Here is a 19,656-nt window from a genome sequence, read left to right on the forward strand (position 1 = left end):
TTTAGATCTGAACCTTAGCTTTAAGCATAATCATAGAATTATCATAACCCAACGTTCTAATGACTTCCTGATTGTCGTTGGGACCGATATAAAACGAGTCAGTATCCTTATTCGAATTTAATGTATCTATCTGATATTTAATCTCAAAATTAACCGACGGCGTGTAGTCATAGCTCATGGTGACGCTAAACACGCCATCTTTATCATGCCGATCCTTGTTCTGTTTTTTATAGTCTTCCGAAGTGAATGAGTAGTCCAATAAAGTAGAAAAACGAGTACCTAACCAGAAATGCTGGTAAGAAAGGCCATACTGGGTCACTAAAATATATCCCCCAACTTCCGATGGGTCTTTAATGCTTTGCGCAGAGTGGGCCGTGAAAACAGACTGCTGTAACGGCTTCCACTCCGCTTTTATGTCCCAGTTTAGACCATTAAAATCATGCGAGTTTGCGTTGTTTTCAAATGTTTTATAAAGCCATGAAATATTCATGTCGACATTAGTTTTCCCCGTCAACTGCGACTTCAGGCCATACAGCAAATAATACTCATTAGTGTCTTTTTCTGAGTTGTTATCATAACGACGCTGGTTAGTAATAAAGCTATAGCGAAAGCGCGTTCTGGATGAGTATTGGTCAAAAACTTCCGCTATCAGGCTATTTTCATGCCATTCCTGTTCCTGAATATAATTGTAGAAGTCTTCACTACTGTCCTGAACATCAGAAGTGTTACCGAAAGTCAGTTTTTTGTATAACAACGCCAGTTCCGCTTTGCCGCGACCATCAGGCGCACCGTAGCTGTAGCGCAATTCACTATTGATAAAATTCGTCGTCAGCGGAGATTTAATCCCATACTGTTCAAACTGGCTCGGTAAAAAACCCTCGGTGATGTCACGACCGCGGGATTCATGCCCAAGCGAATCCTCCAGATTGAGGGTTAAGCCATGCTTGAGCCCATACCGCCAGGCACCGTTAAAACGGAAAAAATGATCGTTGTAGTTATCAGCAGAATCGCTTGAGTAGTTACGATAATCCCCGGAGTACATCAGCAAATACTTATCCTGACCACGCTCTCCAATCATACTCAGAACGGGCGCCGCACTCTGAAACGAGGAACCGATAGCATCACTGCTATGTGGCTGATAAGACACGTTATCATTATAACCGTAGTCCACAGCGACCTTGCCCTGGAAGTCTATCCCCGCAAAGCCAATGTGTGATTTCGGTGTTAAATCAGCCCATGCGGACTGCGATATCACGATTCCGGTAATAACGAGTAATTTAGTATGCATTCTTACCGACAAATCCTTTGAAAATAGTTTTAATAATAATTTTTATATCCAGCCATAACGACCAGTTTTGAATGTACTCAATATCGTACTGAACCCTTTTTTCCATCTTATAAAGCGCATCGATCTCCCCGCGGAATCCGTTGATCTGCGCAAGCCCAGTGATCCCTGGCTTAACTTTATGGCGAATCATGTAATTTTCGACCTGTTTGCGGTACTGCTCATTATGCGTAACCGCATGAGGTCTGGGACCGACAATCGACATACTTCCCTGCAAAACATTAATAAATTGCGGAAGTTCATCCAGCGAAGTGCGGCGCAAAAAGCTCCCGAATTTGGTTACCCGCGGATCGTTTTTAGTGGCCTGAATAACCGTATCGGAATTCTCCATGACGCGCATAGAACGAAACTTCCAGACCTTAATTTTTTGCCCACTCAAGCCATAGCGGTCCTGTTTGAAAAAAACCGGCCCACGGGACGTGAGTTTGATACCAATGGCAATCGCCAGCATCAGGGAGGAAATCATCACCATAATGATGCTGCCAAGAACCAAATCTTCCGCCCGCTTAATAAACGAGCCCGCCCCTTCGAACGGTGAACTGAAAATACCGATAGTTTGCAGATTGTGGATGGAGCGTAACTTGGACATGTTGTTACTGTAGGTATAAAAGTCAGGGACAATATAGGTATCTACGGTGGTGTCTGACATCATGGCCAAAAAGTGACGAATGCGATGTAAAGCAACCATCGGTAAAGCAATATAGATTTCGTCTATGTTTCCCTTCTTGGCTTCCTCGACCAGATTGATCACCGGACCACGAAAGGGGCTTTTAACCTTATCAACGACATCGCCACAGCGAGATAAGGCGCGCTCATCATAAAAGGCCAGATCTAATGTGATATTGGCGTATTCATTCATTAGCGCGGTTTCTGCGGCCAGACCATTGTCGGTCAGACCAATAATCGCCACGCGTATACTCTTTTTCGTTGAATACTTAAAAATAAAAAAACGAATGTAGTAAAGAAAAGGTAATGGAATGAAGTACCAGTAAATAATGGCTGAATAAAAAGGGGAAGGCAGTCTGTCTAAGTAGCCCAGTGACTCAGGTTCAGCCACCGTCATACTGACCAGTTCGTTAAAAAAAATCGCCAGCAGCGTACAAAAAACCAAGCGCTTTTGATTACGTAAACCGATCGTCTTAATCTTTTGCTGGTACATTTTAATGTATTCAGCAAACAGCAAGAAAAAGATTGAGAAGAGAAGACTCAAAATGGCAATGGTGTTAAGGAAGGTGCGAATAAGCAGGTCATTTCTTCCCAAGCTGACTCGCTGATTAAAATTTCGCGGATCTGGGCCGATTTTTTTCCCGCAAACACATCGAATCAGCCTATTTAGGCTATTTTTTCCACCATTTCTGGCGTTATTTCCGGTTTTTACTGAGATCTCTCCCACTGACGTATCATTTGGTCCACCCGAAACAGGTTGGCCAGGGTGAATAACATCGCCAGTTGGTTATCGTTTTTCAGCAGCCCTTTGTATCTGGCTTTCACGAAGCCGAACTGCCGCTTGATGATGCGAAACGGGTGCTCCACCCTGGCACGGATGCTGGCTTTCATGTATTCGATGTTGATGGCCGTTTTGTTCTTGCGCGGATGCTGCTTCAAGGTTTTTACCCTGCCGGGACGCTCGGCGATCAGCCAGTCCACATCCACCTCGGCCAGCTCCTCGCGCTGTGGCGCTCCTTGGTAGCCGGCATCGGCTGAGACAAATTGCTCCTCTCCATGAAGCAGATTACCCAGCTGATTGAGGTCATGCTCGTTGGCCGCGGTGGTGACTAGGCTGTGGGTCAGGCCACTCTTGGCATCGACACCAATGTGGGCCTTCATGCCAAAGTGCCACTGATTGCCTTTCTTGGTCTGATGCATCTCCGGATCGCGTTGCTGCTCTTTGTTCTTGGTAGAGCTGGGTGCCTCAATGATGGTGGCATCCACCAAAGTGCCTTGGGTCATCATGACGCCTGCTTCGGCCAGCCAGCGATTGATGGTCTTGAACAATTGACGGGCCAGTTGATGCTGCTCGAGCAGGTGGCGGAAATTCATGATGGTGGTGCGATCCGGCAGGGCGCTATCCAGGGATAATCGGGCAAACAGGCGCATGGAGGCGATTTCGTACAGGGCATCTTCCATGGCACCGTCGCTCAGGTTGTACCAATGCTGCATGCAGTGAATACGCAGCATGGTCTCCAGCGGATAGGGCCGTCGGCCATTGCCCGCCTTGGGATAAAACGGCTCGATGACAGCGGTCATATTCTGCCATGGCAGAATCTGCTCCATGCGGGAGAGGAAAATCTCTTTTCGGGTCTGACGGCGCTTAGTGCTGAATTCACTATCGGCGAAGGTGAGTTGATGGCTCATGATGTCCCTCTGGGATGCGCTCCGGATGAATATGATGATCTCATATCAGGAACTTGTTCGCACCTTCCTTAAAGGGCACCAAACCCAGCAGATGGGCGCTAAAAATTAACGTCACATTGATAACAATGAAATCGACCAGTTTTAAAAAGACTGGATATCCTTGGCTGCTAATCTTTAGCGATTTTTTAAGCATATCTCAGCCCATTATTTATTGATCTTTAATTGTTTTTTTCTCATTTCATGTTGCTAATTATATCACAAGTCTAAAAAACGCAATGGTACATTGTCAGTAAATGTAAAAAATAATACTCATTACTGTGACAACACTCCCCAGTGAAATCGTATCTATATGATTTTAATGCAGATGACATCAATAGAAGTTTTATCTACCTCAGCAAAAAAGATAACCTTTAACAACATTTTCGCTATTGACAGATAACATCTCATGGTCTATGAAAAAATGTTTTATGTATGATAAATTGCACAAAAGTATTGTTTCAGTGACGTTGAATCACCTTAGAGTTGCTGTTTAATACCGTAATTAAAATAAAAAACAGCTGCCTTACGACAACATTTCAAATGATATTAATAATACAATTAATTACTTTTTATTATAATTAAACAACAAATATCATCGCCATGAATACCTCATACGGTAACGCTTAAAAAGCGTACCCGAACCCTCAGCCCACCTAATGTCTCACTACGCGTTAGCTGAGGATGCGTGCGATGCAGACGAGCAATATCATTGACCAGCGCCAGGCCGATTCCGGCGCCTGGGACATTGCCAACGTTATCAAGACGATGAAACGGTAGCAGAGCCTGATGAACCATCTGCTCATCTATGCCCGGCCCGCTATCTTCGACTACCAGCACCACGGCCTCTCCTTCTCGTTGCAGCCGGGCGGTCACCATCCCCTGCGACGGCGTGTATTTCAGTGCGTTATCCAGCAGATTCCCACACAGTTCACCGAGCAGCACTTCATCTCCCTCGACCCACACCGCGTCCTGTTCCCCCTCATAGCCCAGATCGATCCCTTTACTACGCGACTGCGCCAGTCGGGTAAAACAGCTGGTTTGCACCACCTCATACAGATTAACCGGCGAGAAATGCCTTTCCCCCTGCTCCTTGCGCTTCACCGCAGACAGCTGCAACAGCCTCTCCGTCAGTTGAATGGTATTATCGAGCGTGCTACTCATGGCTTGTAAACTCTCATACCATTGCCGCGGTTCGACGCTGGCGAGAGCCACCGATGCCTGAGTTTTCAGTACCGCCAACGGCGTTTTGAGCTGATGGGAAGCATCCGCGCTGAAGCGCTCCTGGCGAGAGATCAGACCGCGAAGTCGGTCCAGATAACGGTTGAATGCCACAATCAGCAGACGGGTTTCCGACCATGGCAGCAGCTCCGGCAGCGGCGTCAGCAGGCCTGGCTCACGACGCACCATCAGCGATGACAGCTGGCGCATCGGGCGTAGCACCCGGCGCAGCAGCCAGCCAACCAGCACCAGAGTCAGTAGTACCAGCAGCCCTTGCGAAACCCACGAGGAAAACAGCAGCTGTCGCGCCAGATAACGCCGCGATTGCAGCGTTTCGGCAACATAAATCTCCGCCATGCCGACAATACCGCCTTCATTGACGGGCTGCAGAAGACGTGCCACGCGGATTGCCTCACCGCGATATTCGGTGTGATAAAACCATGCCAGCGCCGGGTAAAGACGCGTGCGCGAGGTGGCAGGCGGCATCGCCGGTAAATCGTCATAACCAGAGATAACCTTCCCCGCCGGATCAACCACTTTGTAATACAGTCGGTCGTTCATATTCAGTTCAAAGCTGTCCAGCACCACCCATGGCACGTTCACTTCCAGCTGTTTATTGCGCACCACCAGCCGCTCGGAGACGGTCCTGGCGGATGAGAGTAGTGTCCGGTCATACGCCTGGGTCGCCGCCTGTAGCGCACTGACATAGCTGTTGAATGCCGACAGGCCCCACAGCAACATTAGCGGCAGGCCCAGAAACATCAGCAGTTGCAGGTACAACGATTGGGGTTTAACCCACTTCATCGCTACGCTCCAGCACATAGCCCAGACCACGCAGCGTAGCAATACGCACATCGCTTCCCTGTAGCTTTTTACGTAAGCGATGGATATACAGCTCAATGCTTTCAGGACTAACCTCATCACTCAGGCTGAAGACCTGCTCAAACAACTGCTGACGTGAAACCGGCCGCAACCGACGGTACATCAGCACCGTCAACAGCGCCTGTTCACGTGGCGTGAGCGCCAACGGCTGCCCCTGCAACAGAAAATAGCCTTCATCGTGAAACGCCAGCTCCCCCAGTTGCTGTATGCCTTGCACCTGTCCCGCACTGCGACGCAGCAAGGCCCGCAGCCGGGCATCCAGTTCCTCGATTTCAAACGGCTTTGCCAGATAATCATCGGCTCCGACGTTCAACCCTTTCACCCTATCGGCCACCGCGCTACGCGCCGTCAGCAGCAGGACAGGAAGCGTCTGCCCGCGCTTGCGCAGCCGCTGAACGACTTCCAGGCCATCCAGCCCCGGCATATTGATGTCCAGCACCGCCAGCGCATACGTTTCGCTATGTAAAAGATGGTCGGCTGCCAGGCCATCAAACACGCAGTCAACGGCAAAACCGTTTTGCACTAGCGCTTTCTCCAGCCAGTGAGCTAACTCACGGTTATCTTCCGCTAATAAGAGACGCATATCACATCCTGTAAAGTTTCTGCCGCATTGAAAGGGAATTGAAAGGTTAATGTTTTAACAATCACGCAACCGAACTGCTACACATCGGCTCACATAATCACAAAAATCTTCTTCCGTACCTGAAAATCCGGTTTTCCGGTGTGAGGATAAACAATGAAAAAACAGTTATTTCGTACCCTTACTGCAAGCATTTTACTGATGAGTACCTCTGTACTGGCGGAACAAGCGCCGTCGCGCACTGAATGTATCGCCCCTGCTAAACCCGGCGGTGGTTTCGATCTCACCTGTAAGTTGATTCAGGTGAGTTTGATGGAAACCGGCGCTATCGAAAAACCGATGCGCGTGACATACATGCCCGGCGGCGTTGGCGCTGTGGCCTATAACGCGATTGTTGCCCAACGCCCGGCTGAAGCAGGCACCGTGGTGGCCTTCTCCGGCGGCTCCTTGCTGAATCTGTCACAGGGCAAGTTTGGTCGCTACGGCGTGGATGATGTCCGCTGGCTGGCCAGTGTGGGTACCGACTACGGCATGATTGCCGTACGCCAGGACGCGCCATGGAAGACGCTGAAAGATCTGCTGACAGCCATGGAAAAAGATCCCAACAGCGTGGTCATTGGTGCTGGCGCCTCTATCGGTAGCCAGGACTGGATGAAGTCGGCACTGCTGGCGCAAAAAGCCAATGTCGATCCGCACAAGATGCGCTATGTAGCCTTTGAGGGCGGTGGCGAACCGGTTACTGCATTGATGGGAAATCACGTACAGGTGGTTTCCGGCGATCTCAGTGAGATGGTGCCTTACCTCAGCGGCGACAAAATCCGCGTGCTCGCGGTGTTCTCTGATGAACGCCTGCCGGGCCAGTTAGCCAACGTACCAACCGCTAAAGAGCAGGGTTATGACCTCGTGTGGCCAATCATTCGTGGCTTCTACGTTGGGCCAAAAGTCAGCGACGCCGAGTATCAGTGGTGGGTTGATGCCTTTAACAAACTCCAGCAGACCGATGAGTTTAAAAAGCAGCGCGATCTGCGCGGTCTGTTTGAGTTCAACATGAGCGGCAAACAGCTCGACGACTACGTGAAAAAGCAGGTCACGGATTATCGTGAGCAGGCGAAAGCCTTCGGTCTGGCGAAGTAAACGCAGAGGCAAAGATGATGAGCGATCGTATTTTCGCAGGTATCTGGCTGTTGCTCTGCATAGCCGGGCTGTTCGTGGCCTGGCAAATCAGCAGCGAATACAGCTATGAACCCGTAGGGCCGCGTCCCTTCCCGCTTGGCATTATCAGTCTGATGCTGGTCTGCGCCGTGGCGCTGCTGTTGCGCCATCCGGACACCATCAGTTGGCCTCGTCGCCACGTGCTGCAAAAGCTGCTGACGATGGTCATTGTTCTGTTGATGTACGCCTGGGGTTTTGAGTGGCTCGGTTTTCCCATCGCCACCGCCATTCTCACCGTGGTGATTGGCATGCTGTTCGGCGCAACCATCCCGGCTGCGGGTATTTCCGGCGCAGTGCTCGGCATTCTGCTGTGGTTTGCCTTCGACCGACTGCTTGACGTCACCTTACCACTCGGCGCCTGGCTGGGTTAACGGAGAAACGATGGATACCTGGATTTATCTTTCTCAGGGTTTCGCGGTGGCAATGACGCCGGAAAACCTGGTCATCGCCTTGATAGGCTGTTTTGTCGGCACCATTGTGGGTTTGTTGCCTGGCCTTGGGCCGATCAACGGCGTGGCGATTCTGCTGCCGTTGGCCTTTGCGCTGCATCTGCCCGCAGAATCCGCGCTGATCCTGCTGGCTACAGTCTACATAGGCTGTGAATATGGCGGGCGCATCTCCTCCATTCTGCTGAATGTTCCTGGCGATGCGGCGGCGATTATGACCGCGCTGGATGGTTACCCGATGGCGCAGCAAGGGCGCGGCGGCGTGGCGCTCTCTATCTCGGCGGTCAGCTCTTTCTTTGGTTCGCTTATCGCCATCGGGGGCATCATTCTGTTTGCCCCGGCGTTAGCCCAATGGTCGCTGGCCTTCGGTCCGGCGGAATACTTTGCCTTAATGGTTTTCGCCATTGCCTGTCTCGGCAGCATGATGGCGCAAAATCCGCTGAAATCATTTCTGGCAGCGCTTATCGGTCTCGGACTTGCGACCGTCGGCGTAGACGCCAACACCGGGGTTTATCGCTTTACTTTTGACAGTGTCCATCTCTCCGACGGTGTGCAGTTTATCGTGGTGGTGATTGGGCTGTTCTCTGTCTCTGAAATATTGTTAATGCTGGAACATACCAGCAGTGGCCAGACGCTGGTGCGTAAAACGGGCCGCATGTTGTTCAACGCCAAAGAAGGTGCACAGTGCGTAGGGGCCACCCTGCGTTCATCAGTGATTGGCTTTTTCGTCGGCGTTCTGCCTGGCGCTGGCGCCACCATTGCCAGTGCCATCACCTACATGACCGAGAAAAAGCTCAGCGGCAACAGCGACAGCTTTGGCAAGGGGGATATTCGTGGCGTAGCGGCGCCAGAAGCCGCCAATAACGCCTCGGCCTGCGGCTCTTTTATTCCGATGCTGACGCTCGGCGTGCCGGGCTCCGGTACCACGGCGGTGATGATGGGCGCGCTGACGCTGTACAACATCACCCCGGGTCCAGCCATGTTTACCGAGCAGCCGGATATCGTTTGGGGACTGATTGCAGCGCTGCTGATTGCTAACGTAATGCTGCTGGTGATGAACATTCCGCTGATCGGTCTGTTTACCCGCATGCTGACCATCCCGCTGTGGTTTTTAGTACCGGCTATCGCGGCAGTTTCCGCGGTTGGCGTGTACGCCGTTCACAGCACCACCTTCGATTTGGTATTGATGGTCGCCCTCGGCGTGCTGGGCTACATCCTGCGTAAAATGCACTTCCCAATGTCGCCATTGATTCTGGGCTTCGTTCTCGGGGAAATGCTGGAGCAGAACCTGCGCCGGGCGTTGTCTATCAGTAACGGCAGTATGGATATTCTGTGGGCCAGCGGCGTGGCGAAAGTACTGCTGGTGATGGCGGTACTGGTTATCGTGGTCCCGCCGGTGCTGCGCATGATCCGTAAACGCAACAGCAAACCGCAGGTGGATATCGGTTAATAATATGCCGGATGGCGGCGCTATTGCGCCCTATCCGGCCTACAATTTGGCTCGGTTGTAGGCCGGATAAGTGCAACGCCATCCGGCATTTTTATTTTCCGCGCAGCCCCTGCGTTCCTTCCAGCACATGTTCAACAAACCGTGTCAGCTTAGGCAACGGACGCAAATCCTGTCGCCACAGCAAATGAATTGGCCGCGGCTGCGGCGTAAACCCTTCCAGGATCCGAATCAATTTCCCCGTAGCCAGTTCTTGCGCCAGCAGCACCTCAGGTTGCAATAACAGCCCAGCCCCCGCTACTGCCGCCATACGCAGGCCATGACCATCGTTACAGCGCAGGATCGCATCGCGCTTCCATCTGACCTCCCCCGTCACGCCAGGCAGTATCCACTCGTTGCGAGCCGTCCACACGGTATGGGACAGGCACAGATGATCCACCAGATCCGCGGGCGTCCGGGGGGTGCCATGGCGGGCAAGATAATCTGGCGAAGCACAAATTGCCATACGGTAGGGACACAGGTATTTCGCCACCACGTCAGTCTGATGGATATCGCCAATGCGGATCGCCAAATCAACACCTTCATTCACCAGATCAACCATCCGGTTGGTGAGATCCAGTTCAATACGCACCTCTGGCCAGGTCTGTAAAAACGCAGCGGCTAGCGGCGAGATCACGCAAGCGCCAAAAGAAGTGGGCGCGCTAATGCGCAGCGTTCCCGCAGGTGCCAGCCGCAGACGCTCTACCGAACGTTCGGCTATCGATACCTGCTCCAGCACGCGACGGGCTTCTTCAAAATAGACGCGTCCGGCATCGGTCAGACTCTGGCGGCGCGTATTGCGCTCCAGCAAACGCGTGCCGAGCTGCGCTTCCAGTTGGGTGATATATTTTCCCACCATCACCGCAGACATCTCGAGCCTCGTCGCCGCAGAAGTAAAGCTCCCACTCTCCACAACGGCGACAAACGTTTCCATGCCGCGCAGTTTATCCATATTACAAACCCCTGGTTAGTAATCATCTAACTTTTAGCCAGTTTATCTGATTTCATTTTCATTAAAGAATAGTGGCTCACACTATTGCGGAGGTGGTTATGAAAATCGTCATTATTGGTGCCAGTGGTACAGTGGGTCGCGCAGTTACGCAAGCATTGAGCCGTAAACATGAGGTGGTCCGCGTGGGTCGCACTCAGGGTGATTACCAGGTCGATATCACCTCGCAGGAGAGTGTCGAGGCCTTGTTTGAAAAAGTCGGTCGGGTAGATGCGATCGTTTCCGCCACCGGTAATCTGTTCTTTGGGCCGCTGTCGACCATGACCGACCAGGACTTTAATCAGGGGCTTCAGGATAAACTATTAGGCCAGATACGCCTGGCATTAACCGGGCAGCATTTCCTGAATGATGGCGGATCGATAACGTTAATTAGCGGCATTATCGCCCACGAGCCCATCGCCCAGGGGACAAACGCCGCAACGATCAATGCCGGGCTGGAAGGATTTGTTCGCGCCGCGGCCTGTGAACTGGGCCATGGTCAACGCATTAACCTGATAAGTCCGACCGTGCTGAGTGAGTCCGCCGAAGCTTACGACAGTTTCTTCCCGGGCTTTGAAAGCGTGCCTGCCACCACCGTCGCCAACGCCTACCGCCGCAGTGTGGAAGGCATCCAAACCGGGCGTATTTATAAAGTCGGTTACTGACTTTGACGCTGCCGTTGACACATCACCCACGGCAGCGTGATTAACCCACTGTTTTAAAATACTTTATCTTTTTCCTCGCATTAACCCACACCCTTCACAATGTTAAATATTTGTTGCTTTTGATCACAAATAATAAACAAACAAGCTCATTCTGTGCGCGCTTTTCAAAAATGTAGATATTTTTAATTTATGGCTACGAAACGAGCTGCGCCATATCTCCCTGACAATCTACTGAGAGGAACGATTTGATGAACGCACTGACTGCCGTAAAACCGAACGCTGAAGATCCAGCCCAGCACTACAGCGGTTTCACGCTGAAACCCTCAGCCCAATCCCCACGCCTGCTGGAGCTGACTTTTTCTGCTGAGACCACTGAGCAATTTCTGCAGGCCGTCGCGCAGTGGCCGGTTCAGGCACTGGAATACAAATCCTTCTTGCGCTTCAAAGTGGGCAAGATCCTCGACGACCTGTGCGGCAATCAGTTACAGCCCCTGCTGCTGAAAACCCTGCTCGATCGTGCCGAAGGCGCACTGCTAATCAATGCCGTTGGCGTAGATGACGTGGCGCAGGCGGAAGAGATGGTCAAGCTGGCAACGGCGGTAGCGCACCTCATCGGACGCTCTAATTTTGATGCGATGAGCGGTCAATATTACGCACGTTTTGTGGTGAAAAACGTCGATAACTCAGACAGCTATCTGCGCCAGCCTCACCGAGTGATGGAATTACACAACGACGGAACCTACCTCGAAGAAATCACCGATTACGTGCTGATGATGAAGATCGACGAGCAGAACATGACCGGCGGTAACTCGCTGCTGCTGCACCTCGACGACTGGGAGCATCTGGAGCAGTACTTTACCCATCCTCTGGCACGTCGCGCCATGCGCTTTGCCGCACCGCCAAGCAAAAACGTCAGTCAGGAAGTGTTCCATCCGGTATTTGACGTTGACCAGCAGGGCCGCCCGGTAATGCGCTACATCGACCAGTTCGTCCAGCCAAAAGACTATGAAGAAGGCGTCTGGCTGAGCGACCTGTCCGATGCGCTGGAAACCAGCAAGAACATTATTTCCGTTCCGGTTTCAGTAGGTAAATTCCTGCTGATCAACAACCTGTTCTGGCTGCACGGGCGCGATCGTTTCACTTCGCATCCGGACTTGCGCCGCGAACTGATGCGCCAGCGTGGTTATTTTGCGTACGCGACCAACCACTACCAGACCCATCAGTAAGCGCGAAGGAAAAGCGGATGTATGATTTTGTGATTATTGGCGGCGGCATTATCGGCATGTCGACCGCCATGCAGCTGATTGATATCTATCCGGACGCCAAAATCGCGCTACTGGAAAAAGAGTCCGGCCCGGCCTGCCACCAGACGGGCCACAACAGCGGCGTCATTCATGCCGGGGTCTATTACACCCCCGGCAGCCTGAAGGCACAATTTTGCCTGGCCGGAAATCGCGCCACAAAAGCCTTTTGCGACCAAAACGGCATCCGCTACGACGTCTGCGGAAAAATGCTGGTTGCCACCTCCGCTCTGGAAATGGAGCGCATGCGCGCGCTTTGGGATCGCACCGCCGCTAACGGTCTGGAGCGCGAATGGCTGAATGCGCAGGAACTTCGCGAGCGTGAACCCAATATCACCGGACTGGGCGGCATTTTTGTCCCGTCGAGCGGGATTGTCAGCTATCGCGAAGTCACCGCCGCGATGGCGAAGATTTTCCAGGCTAAAGGCGGTGAGATTATTTACAACGCCGAGGTCAGCGCGCTGAAAGAGCATGCTGCGGGCGTGATTGTCCGTACCCGTCAGGGCCAGAAATATGAAGGCGCGACGCTGATTAGCTGTTCTGGCCTGATGGCGGACCGACTGGTAAAAATGCTCGGCGTTGAACCTGGCTTCATCATCTGTCCGTTCCGGGGCGAATATTTCCGCCTGGCGCCAGAACATAATCAGATAGTTAACCATTTGATCTACCCCATCCCCGACCCGGCGATGCCGTTTCTCGGCGTTCATCTGACCCGGATGATTGACGGCAGCGTCACCGTCGGCCCCAACGCGGTACTGGCATTTAAACGTGAAGGCTACCGTAAACGTGACTTCTCGCTCAGCGATACGCTGGAGATCCTCGGCTCTTCTGGTATTCGCCGCGTGCTGCAAAACAACCTACGCTCAGGGCTTGGCGAAATGAAGAATTCGCTGTGCAAAAGCGGTTATCTGCGGCTGGTACAAAAGTACTGCCCGAGCCTGACGCTTAAGGATCTGCAGCCGTGGCCTGCGGGCGTACGGGCACAGGCGGTATCACCTGATGGCAAGCTTATCGACGATTTTCTGTTTGTCACCACGCCACGCTCAATTCACACCTGTAACGCCCCTTCTCCGGCAGCAACGTCGGCGATCCCTATCGGCGCACATATTGTCAGCAAAGTTCATGCGCTGCTGGAGAACCAGAGTAACCCCGGACGCACGCTGCGTGCGGCACGTAGCGTGGAGACATTACACGCCGCATTTACCCGTTAAACCGATTAAGACAGGAAGCAATCATGCAACTTAACGATCCAACCTTATTTCGCCAGCAGGCACTGATCGACGGCAACTGGCGTGACGCCAACAGCGGCGAGACCATCGCGGTGACCAATCCCGCCAACGGTCAGCAATTGGGTAGCGTACCTAAAATGGGGGCAGATGAAACCCGCGAAGCGATTAACGCCGCTAACCGCGCCCTGCCAGCCTGGCGTGCGCTGACCGCCAAAGAGCGAGCCAATATCCTGCGCCGCTGGTTCAACCTGATGATTGAGCATCAGGACGATCTCGCCCGCCTGATGACCCTGGAACAGGGTAAACCGCTGGCGGAGGCCAAAGGCGAAATCACCTATGCCGCCTCATTTATTGAGTGGTTTGCCGAAGAGGGCAAACGCATCTATGGCGATACGATCCCTGGCCATCAGGCCGATAAGCGTCTGATCGTCATCAAGCAGCCGATCGGCGTTACCGCCGCGATTACGCCGTGGAACTTCCCCTCAGCGATGATCACCCGTAAAGCCGGTCCGGCGCTGGCAGCAGGCTGTACGATGGTGCTTAAACCCGCCAGCCAGACCCCTTACTCCGCACTGGCGCTGGCGGAACTGGCTAATCGCGCCGGGATCCCGGCTGGCGTTTTCAGCGTAGTGACCGGTTCTGCAAGCGAGGTTGGTAACGAGCTGACCGGCAACCCGCTGGTGCGCAAGCTGTCATTTACCGGCTCGACCGAAATCGGCCGTCAGTTAATGCAGCAGTGCGCCAAAGACATCAAAAAGGTATCGCTGGAGCTGGGCGGCAATGCGCCATTTATCGTCTTTGACGATGCCGATCTCGATAAAGCCGTGGAAGGTGCGCTGGCATCGAAGTTCCGTAACGCCGGGCAAACCTGCGTCTGCGCCAATCGCCTGTACGTGCAGGACGGCGTGTATGAGCGTTTTGCCGAAAAACTCCAGCAGGCGGTGAGCAAGCTGCATCTCGGCGATGGTCTGCAACCTGACGTCACCACCGGGCCGCTGATCGACGAGAAAGCGATAGCCAAAGTGCAGGAACACATCGCCGATGCTCTGGATAAAGGCGCACGCATTATCGCGGGCGGTAAACCTCATGCGCTCGGCGGTAACTTCTTCCAGCCCACCATTCTGGTAGATGTGCCTGATAACGCGAAGGTCGCCAAAGAAGAAACCTTCGGCCCGCTGGCTCCACTGTTTCGTTTTAAAGACGAAGCTGACGTCATCGCTCAGGCCAACGACACCGAGTTTGGTCTGGCCGCCTATTTCTACGCCCGTGATTTAAGCCGCGTCTTCCGCGTTGGCGAAGCGCTGGAGTACGGCATCGTCGGGATTAACACCGGCATTATCTCCAACGAAGTCGCCCCGTTTGGGGGGATAAAAGCCTCCGGTCTTGGCCGTGAAGGATCGAAATACGGCATCGAAGACTACTTAGAAATCAAATATATGTGCATCGGCCTTTAATAAAACAAATACTGGAGAACACCTGATGAGCACCAACAAAGAACTTATGCAACGTCGCAGCAACGCCGTTCCCCGTGGCGTAGGCCAGATCCACCCTATTTTTGCCGAGCGGGCAGAAAACTGTCGGGTCTGGGACGTTGAAGGCCGTGAATTCCTCGACTTTGCTGGCGGTATTGCGGTGCTGAACACCGGTCACCTGCACCCGCAGATCGTCTCTGCGGTAGAAGCGCAGTTGAAAAAGCTGTCTCATACCTGTTTCCAGGTGCTGGCCTATGAGCCGTACCTGGAGCTGTGTGAAATCATGAACAAGAAAGTGCCGGGTAATTTCGCCAAGAAAACCCTGCTGGTGACCACCGGTTCTGAAGCGGTAGAAAACGCGGTGAAAATCGCCCGCGCCGCCACCAAGCGTACGGGGACTATCGCCTTTAGCGGCGCTTACCACGGTCGTACCCACTACACCCTGTCACTGACCGGGAAAGTCAATCCGTACTCCGCCGGAATGGGGCTGATGCCAGGCCACGTGTATCGCGCGCTTTATCCTTGCCCGCTGCACGGCATCAGTGAAGATGATGCTATCGCCAGCATTCACCGCATTTTCAAAAACGATGCCGCGCCAGAAGACGTCGCCGCCATCGTGATTGAACCCGTTCAGGGCGAAGGTGGCTTTTACGCAGCCTCTCCTTCCTTTATGCAACGGCTGCGCGCCATTTGTGACGAACACGGGATCATGCTGATTGCCGATGAAGTACAGAGCGGTGCGGGCCGTACCGGTACGCTGTTTGCCATGGAGCAGATGGGCGTTGCGCCCGATCTCACCACCTTCGCCAAATCCATCGCCGGAGGCTTCCCGCTGGCGGGCGTGACCGGACGCGCCGAAGTCATGGACGCAATCCCACCGGGCGGTCTGGGCGGTACCTATGCCGGTAACCCAATTGCCTGCGCCGCCGCGCTGGCGGTACTGAACATTTTTGAACAGGAAAATCTGCTGCAAAAAGCCAACGAGCTGGGGCAAACCCTGCGCGAAGGCCTGCTGGCTATCGCGGAAACCCATCGCGAGATTGGCGACGTACGCGGGCTGGGCGCGATGATTGCTATCGAACTGTTCGAAAACGGCGACCACACGAAACCAGACGCCAAACTGACTGCGGAAGTGGTGGCGCGTGCACGCGAGAAAGGACTAATCCTGCTCTCCTGCGGACCTTACTACAACGTGCTGCGCATTCTTGTCCCGCTGACTATTGAAGATGCGCAAATCCGCCAGGGGCTGGACATTATCGCCCAATGTTTTGCCGAGGCAAAGCAAGGTTAAACCCCCGAATAAAAACGGGAAATTGTAGGCCGGATAAAGCGCAAGCGCTGCCATCCGGCAATGTTGTGATGCCCGGTGGCGCTACGCTTACCGGGCCTACGGGTAAGGTGCAGGAAGCGACGTCAATAACAATAACGAGGTTTAAAGATGGGGCAAGTGTCACAATCACATGATTTAGGGGGCGGGCTGAAATCACGTCACGTCACCATGCTGTCTATTGCCGGGGTAATCGGCGCAAGTCTGTTCGTCGGTTCAAGTGTGGCGATTGCAGAAGCCGGTCCCGCAGTATTATTAGCCTATCTGTTCGCCGGATTGCTGGTGGTGATGATTATGCGCATGCTGGCCGAAATGGCCGTTGCCACCCCGGATACCGGTTCTTTTTCCACTTACGCCGATAAGGCCATTGGCCCGTGGGCGGGTTACACCATCGGCTGGTTGTACTGGTGGTTCTGGGTGTTAGTTATCCCTCTGGAAGCGAATATTGCCGCCATCATTCTGCACTCCTGGGTACCGGGCATTCCTATCTGGCTGTTTTCTCTGGTTATCACGCTGGCGTTAACCGGCAGTAATTTGCTGAGCGTCAAAAATTACGGTGAGTTCGAGTTCTGGCTGGCGCTGTGCAAAGTGGTTGCCATTCTGGCGTTTATTACCCTCGGTGCGGCGGCGATTAGCGGTTTCTACCCTTATGCCGAGGTTAGCGGAGTTTCACGCCTGTGGGATCAGGGCGGCTTTATGCCCAACGGTTTTGGCGCCGTGATCAGCGCGATGTTAATCACCATGTTCTCCTTTATGGGCGCAGAGATAGTTACCATCGCCGCCGCCGAATCCGATACCCCGGATAAACATATCGTTCGCGCCACCAACTCGGTTATCTGGCGTATCTCTATCTTCTATCTGTGCTCTATTTTTGTGGTGGTGGCGCTGATCCCGTGGAACATGCCGGGCCTGAAAGAAGTCGGTTCTTATCGCTCGGTGCTGGAGCTACTGCATATCCCGCACGCGAAATTGATCATGGACTGCGTCATTTTGCTGTCGGTGACCAGCTGTCTTAACTCCGCGCTGTATACGTCATCGCGTATGCTCTACTCCCTGAGCCGCCGTGGCGATGCCCCCGCCTTTATGGGTAAAACGAACCGTAGCAAAACACCTTATGTGGCGGTATTACTGTCGACAGGTGCTGCGTTCCTCACCGTCATCGTCAACTATTACGCCCCGGCCAAGGTGTTTAAATTCCTGATCGACAGCTCCGGTGCCATCGCGCTGCTGGTGTATCTGGTCATTGCCGTTTCTCAACTGCGGATGCGCAAAATCCTGCTGGCGCGAGGCGGTGAAATTAAACTGAAAATGTGGCTCTATCCGTGGCTTACCTGGCTGGTCATCGCGTTTATTATCTTTGTGCTGGTGGTCATGCTGTTTCGCCCGGCCCAACAGCTGGAAGTTATCTCTACCGGGTTGTTAGCCATAGGAATTATTTGCACCGTGCCCATTATGTCACGCTGGAAAAAACTGCTATCGTGGCAAAAAGCACCATTGCAAAATACGCATTAAACCTGTTCCCGGCGCAGGCCGGGAAATCCTTTCAGGAGTATGACCATGACCGCCATTCCCCAACCGACGGCCATTGATGGATACCGCTGGCTGAAGAACGACATCATCCGCGGTGTGTATCAGCCTGATGAAAAACTGCGTATGAGTCTGCTAACCTCACGCTATGAGCTAGGCGTGGGACCGCTGCGCGAAGCGCTTTCGCAGTTAGTTGCCGAGCGGTTAGTGACAGTAGTTAATCAGAAAGGGTATCGTGTCGCCCCGATGTCAGAGCAGGAATTGCTCGATATTTTCGATGCCCGCGCCAATATGGAAGCCATGCTGGTCGCGCTGGCCATTGAACGCGGCGACGACGCCTGGGAAGCTGAAATTCTGGCGCGCGCGCATATGCTCAGTAAGCTTGAAGCCATTGACGCCAGCGAACAGATGCTCGACGAGTGGGATCAGCGCCATCAGGCGTTTCACTCGGCGATTGTCGCTGGCTGTGGTTCACAATATCTGCTGCAAATGCGCGAACGGCTGTTCTCTCTGGCGGCGCGCTACCGGTTTATCTGGCTACGTAAAACGGTGCTGTCGGTTGAAATGCTGGAAGACAAACACGATCAGCACAAGACGCTGACCGAAGCGATTCTGGCACGTGATGCCACGTGCGCCAGCGAATTAATGCGCCAGCACTTGCTGACGCCGATTCCGATTATTCAACAGGCTATGTCCGGTAAATTACTGACGCAATAAGCCTGAATAACATTACTGTTCCGGAATACGTAAAACCTGCCCAGGATAGATTTTATCCGGGCTTTTTAGCATTGGTTTATTCGCTTCAAATATCTGGTTATACAGGTTGGCATTACCGTAAACCTGTTTGGCAATAGCGCTCAGGGTATCCCCTGATTTCACGGTATAAAACTGGCTTTCGCTCGCGGGTGCAGAAGTTTTAACCTGATCATCTACGCTGGCGATACCAGAGATATTACCAATCGCGATCAGAATTTTTTCTTTCGCTTCCTGACTTAATCCATCACCAGAAACAGTGGCTTTGCCTTCATTAATTTGCACGTCCACTTTATCCGCATCAGGGATGCCGGTTTTGTTCAGGTGTTCCTGCACTTTTTTTGCCAGATCGGCTGTGTCATGGTTTCCAGTGACCGCATCCCACAGTTTTTCACCTGCATCTTTTACGAAATTGAAGAGTCCCATATCCACCTCGGTAATTAACAATCAACACCCAAAAGTGTAGCAGAGGAGAAAGGGACACAAAGAAAACGGCGCCGAAGCGCCGTAGTAGAAAGGAATTAATTACGCGTCTGTATCCAGAAGGCATGGATCAAACCAGGAATGTAGCCCAGCAGCGTCAGAACGATATTGAGGATAAATGCCCAGCCGAATCCCTTCCCCAGCAGCACGCCAAGCGGGGGCAGAATAATAGTAAAAACGATTCTCCAAAAACCCATACACACTCCCTACAAGCAAAAATTAATCATTGTTTAAAAAGAGATTTTATCTCTAAGATTAATCAGTGTAGCTAACTCCTCCCGTCTCGCCCTGCTGTTTTACCCTCCTTTACGCTCTTTACGCTGGCGTACGTTGGCTGTTTATTTTAGA

18 protein-coding genes are annotated in these 19,656 nt (G+C 52.8%); 10 read left to right on the top strand and 8 right to left on the bottom strand.

The features are described from left to right. Window position 1: 1 nt before the first annotated feature. The 5 genes from C2U43_RS19750 to tctD form a co-directional block, all read right to left on the bottom strand. Entirely contained in the window at window positions 2-1,288 is a 1,287-nt protein-coding gene (locus tag C2U43_RS19750; RefSeq protein WP_103285672.1) for an outer membrane beta-barrel protein, read from the bottom strand. Further along, window positions 1,278-2,606 (bottom strand): undecaprenyl-phosphate glucose phosphotransferase, encoded by a 1,329-nt coding sequence (locus tag C2U43_RS19755; protein WP_103285673.1) that lies wholly within the window; start codon window positions 2,604-2,606, stop codon window positions 1,278-1,280. Before C2U43_RS19755 ends, C2U43_RS19750 begins: the two co-directional genes overlap by 11 nt. 113 nt (window positions 2,607-2,719) lie before the next feature. Beyond that, on the bottom strand, window positions 2,720-3,700 hold the full coding sequence (locus C2U43_RS19765; RefSeq protein ID WP_000019450.1) for an IS5-like element ISKpn26 family transposase: 981 nt from the start codon (window positions 3,698-3,700) through the stop codon (window positions 2,720-2,722). 648 nt (window positions 3,701-4,348) lie between these two features. After that, a complete protein-coding gene (locus tag C2U43_RS19770) occupies window positions 4,349-5,761 on the bottom strand; it encodes a sensor histidine kinase (RefSeq protein ID WP_048225208.1) in 1,413 nt (470 codons plus the stop codon). After that, a complete protein-coding gene (gene tctD / locus C2U43_RS19775) occupies window positions 5,748-6,422 on the bottom strand; it encodes a transcriptional regulator TctD (RefSeq protein WP_003826032.1) in 675 nt (224 codons plus the stop codon). The genes C2U43_RS19770 and tctD overlap by 14 nt, the downstream gene beginning before the upstream one ends. Window positions 6,423-6,575: 153 nt before the next feature. Here tctD and C2U43_RS19780 point away from each other — a divergent pair, with 153 nt between their 5' ends. From C2U43_RS19780 to C2U43_RS19790, 3 genes are read left to right on the top strand one after another with little or no spacing between them, the layout of a single operon-like run. Then, a complete protein-coding gene (locus C2U43_RS19780) occupies window positions 6,576-7,553 on the top strand; it encodes a Bug family tripartite tricarboxylate transporter substrate binding protein (RefSeq protein ID WP_008785593.1) in 978 nt (325 codons plus the stop codon). Between the two features lie 14 nt (window positions 7,554-7,567). Further along, window positions 7,568-8,002, top strand: a complete 435-nt coding sequence (locus C2U43_RS19785; protein ID WP_095533105.1) for a tripartite tricarboxylate transporter TctB family protein — start codon at window positions 7,568-7,570, stop codon at window positions 8,000-8,002. A 10-nt stretch (window positions 8,003-8,012) separates the two neighbouring features. Next, the gene (locus C2U43_RS19790) at window positions 8,013-9,527 is read left to right on the top strand and encodes a tripartite tricarboxylate transporter permease (RefSeq protein WP_003826025.1); all 1,515 of its coding nucleotides are present in this window, start codon (window positions 8,013-8,015) and stop codon (window positions 9,525-9,527) included. A gap of 91 nt (window positions 9,528-9,618) precedes the next feature. Here C2U43_RS19790 and C2U43_RS19795 read toward each other — a convergent pair whose 3' ends face one another. Beyond that, entirely contained in the window at window positions 9,619-10,515 is an 897-nt protein-coding gene (locus tag C2U43_RS19795) for a LysR family transcriptional regulator (protein ID WP_032944682.1), read from the bottom strand. A gap of 83 nt (window positions 10,516-10,598) precedes the next feature. Between C2U43_RS19795 and C2U43_RS19800 the strand changes: the two genes are divergently transcribed. The 7 genes from C2U43_RS19800 to csiR all read left to right on the top strand — a co-directional run bounded on the left by C2U43_RS19800 (window position 10,599) and on the right by csiR (window position 18,789). Beyond that, window positions 10,599-11,216 carry a short chain dehydrogenase gene (locus C2U43_RS19800; RefSeq protein ID WP_286583196.1) on the top strand — a complete coding sequence of 206 codons (618 nt, stop codon included), beginning with the start codon at window positions 10,599-10,601 and terminating at the stop codon, window positions 11,214-11,216. A 248-nt stretch (window positions 11,217-11,464) separates the two neighbouring features. Beyond that, on the top strand, window positions 11,465-12,442 hold the full coding sequence (gene glaH / locus C2U43_RS19805) for a glutarate dioxygenase GlaH (RefSeq protein ID WP_048215707.1): 978 nt from the start codon (window positions 11,465-11,467) through the stop codon (window positions 12,440-12,442). 17 nt (window positions 12,443-12,459) lie between these two features. Beyond that, window positions 12,460-13,728, top strand: a complete 1,269-nt coding sequence (gene lhgO, locus C2U43_RS19810) for an L-2-hydroxyglutarate oxidase (protein WP_103285674.1) — start codon at window positions 12,460-12,462, stop codon at window positions 13,726-13,728. Between the two features lie 23 nt (window positions 13,729-13,751). Continuing rightward, window positions 13,752-15,200, top strand: a complete 1,449-nt coding sequence (gene gabD / locus C2U43_RS19815) for an NADP-dependent succinate-semialdehyde dehydrogenase (RefSeq protein ID WP_103285675.1) — start codon at window positions 13,752-13,754, stop codon at window positions 15,198-15,200. 25 nt (window positions 15,201-15,225) lie between these two features. Further along, entirely contained in the window at window positions 15,226-16,509 is a 1,284-nt protein-coding gene (gene gabT / locus C2U43_RS19820) for a 4-aminobutyrate--2-oxoglutarate transaminase (RefSeq protein WP_103285676.1), read from the top strand. A 147-nt stretch (window positions 16,510-16,656) separates the two neighbouring features. Continuing rightward, window positions 16,657-18,057 carry a GABA permease gene (gabP, locus tag C2U43_RS19830; RefSeq protein WP_032944690.1) on the top strand — a complete coding sequence of 467 codons (1,401 nt, stop codon included), beginning with the start codon at window positions 16,657-16,659 and terminating at the stop codon, window positions 18,055-18,057. Between the two features lie 45 nt (window positions 18,058-18,102). Further along, complete coding sequence (csiR, locus tag C2U43_RS19835; protein WP_032944692.1) at window positions 18,103-18,789, top strand: DNA-binding transcriptional regulator CsiR; 687 nt, start codon at window positions 18,103-18,105, stop codon at window positions 18,787-18,789. A 12-nt stretch (window positions 18,790-18,801) separates the two neighbouring features. Here csiR and lysM read toward each other — a convergent pair whose 3' ends face one another. Together lysM and C2U43_RS19845 are read right to left on the bottom strand one after the other, a co-directional pair. Next, window positions 18,802-19,251 (bottom strand): peptidoglycan-binding protein LysM, encoded by a 450-nt coding sequence (gene lysM / locus C2U43_RS19840; protein ID WP_003037241.1) that lies wholly within the window; start codon window positions 19,249-19,251, stop codon window positions 18,802-18,804. 95 nt (window positions 19,252-19,346) lie between these two features. Continuing rightward, window positions 19,347-19,505, bottom strand: a complete 159-nt coding sequence (locus C2U43_RS19845) for a YqaE/Pmp3 family membrane protein (protein ID WP_003037242.1) — start codon at window positions 19,503-19,505, stop codon at window positions 19,347-19,349. Between the last annotated feature and the right edge of the window lie 151 nt (window positions 19,506-19,656).

Source organism: Citrobacter freundii complex sp. CFNIH9, assembly GCF_002903305.1.
Classification (GTDB): Bacteria; Pseudomonadota; Gammaproteobacteria; order Enterobacterales; family Enterobacteriaceae; genus Citrobacter; species Citrobacter portucalensis.

Bases quoted from the DNA above. Each gene is read 5' to 3' on its own strand.
- C2U43_RS19790 (WP_003826025.1), top strand. From the start codon at position 8,013: ATGGATACCTGGATTTATCTTTCTCAGGGTTTCGCGGTGGCAATGACG.
- C2U43_RS19770 (WP_048225208.1), bottom strand. From the start codon at position 5,761: ATGAAGTGGGTTAAACCCCAATCGTTGTACCTGCAACTGCTGATGTTT.
- C2U43_RS19795 (WP_032944682.1), bottom strand. From the start codon at position 10,515: ATGGATAAACTGCGCGGCATGGAAACGTTTGTCGCCGTTGTGGAGAGT.
- gabT (WP_103285676.1), top strand. From the start codon at position 15,226: ATGAGCACCAACAAAGAACTTATGCAACGTCGCAGCAACGCCGTTCCC.
- C2U43_RS19785 (WP_095533105.1), top strand. From the start codon at position 7,568: ATGATGAGCGATCGTATTTTCGCAGGTATCTGGCTGTTGCTCTGCATA.
- tctD (WP_003826032.1), bottom strand. From the start codon at position 6,422: ATGCGTCTCTTATTAGCGGAAGATAACCGTGAGTTAGCTCACTGGCTG.
- csiR (WP_032944692.1), top strand. From the start codon at position 18,103: ATGACCGCCATTCCCCAACCGACGGCCATTGATGGATACCGCTGGCTG.
- C2U43_RS19750 (WP_103285672.1), bottom strand. From the start codon at position 1,288: ATGCATACTAAATTACTCGTTATTACCGGAATCGTGATATCGCAGTCC.
- C2U43_RS19780 (WP_008785593.1), top strand. From the start codon at position 6,576: ATGAAAAAACAGTTATTTCGTACCCTTACTGCAAGCATTTTACTGATG.
- gabD (WP_103285675.1), top strand. From the start codon at position 13,752: ATGCAACTTAACGATCCAACCTTATTTCGCCAGCAGGCACTGATCGAC.
- glaH (WP_048215707.1), top strand. From the start codon at position 11,465: ATGAACGCACTGACTGCCGTAAAACCGAACGCTGAAGATCCAGCCCAG.
- C2U43_RS19765 (WP_000019450.1), bottom strand. From the start codon at position 3,700: ATGAGCCATCAACTCACCTTCGCCGATAGTGAATTCAGCACTAAGCGC.
- lysM (WP_003037241.1), bottom strand. From the start codon at position 19,251: ATGGGACTCTTCAATTTCGTAAAAGATGCAGGTGAAAAACTGTGGGAT.
- C2U43_RS19845 (WP_003037242.1), bottom strand. From the start codon at position 19,505: ATGGGTTTTTGGAGAATCGTTTTTACTATTATTCTGCCCCCGCTTGGC.
- lhgO (WP_103285674.1), top strand. From the start codon at position 12,460: ATGTATGATTTTGTGATTATTGGCGGCGGCATTATCGGCATGTCGACC.
- gabP (WP_032944690.1), top strand. From the start codon at position 16,657: ATGGGGCAAGTGTCACAATCACATGATTTAGGGGGCGGGCTGAAATCA.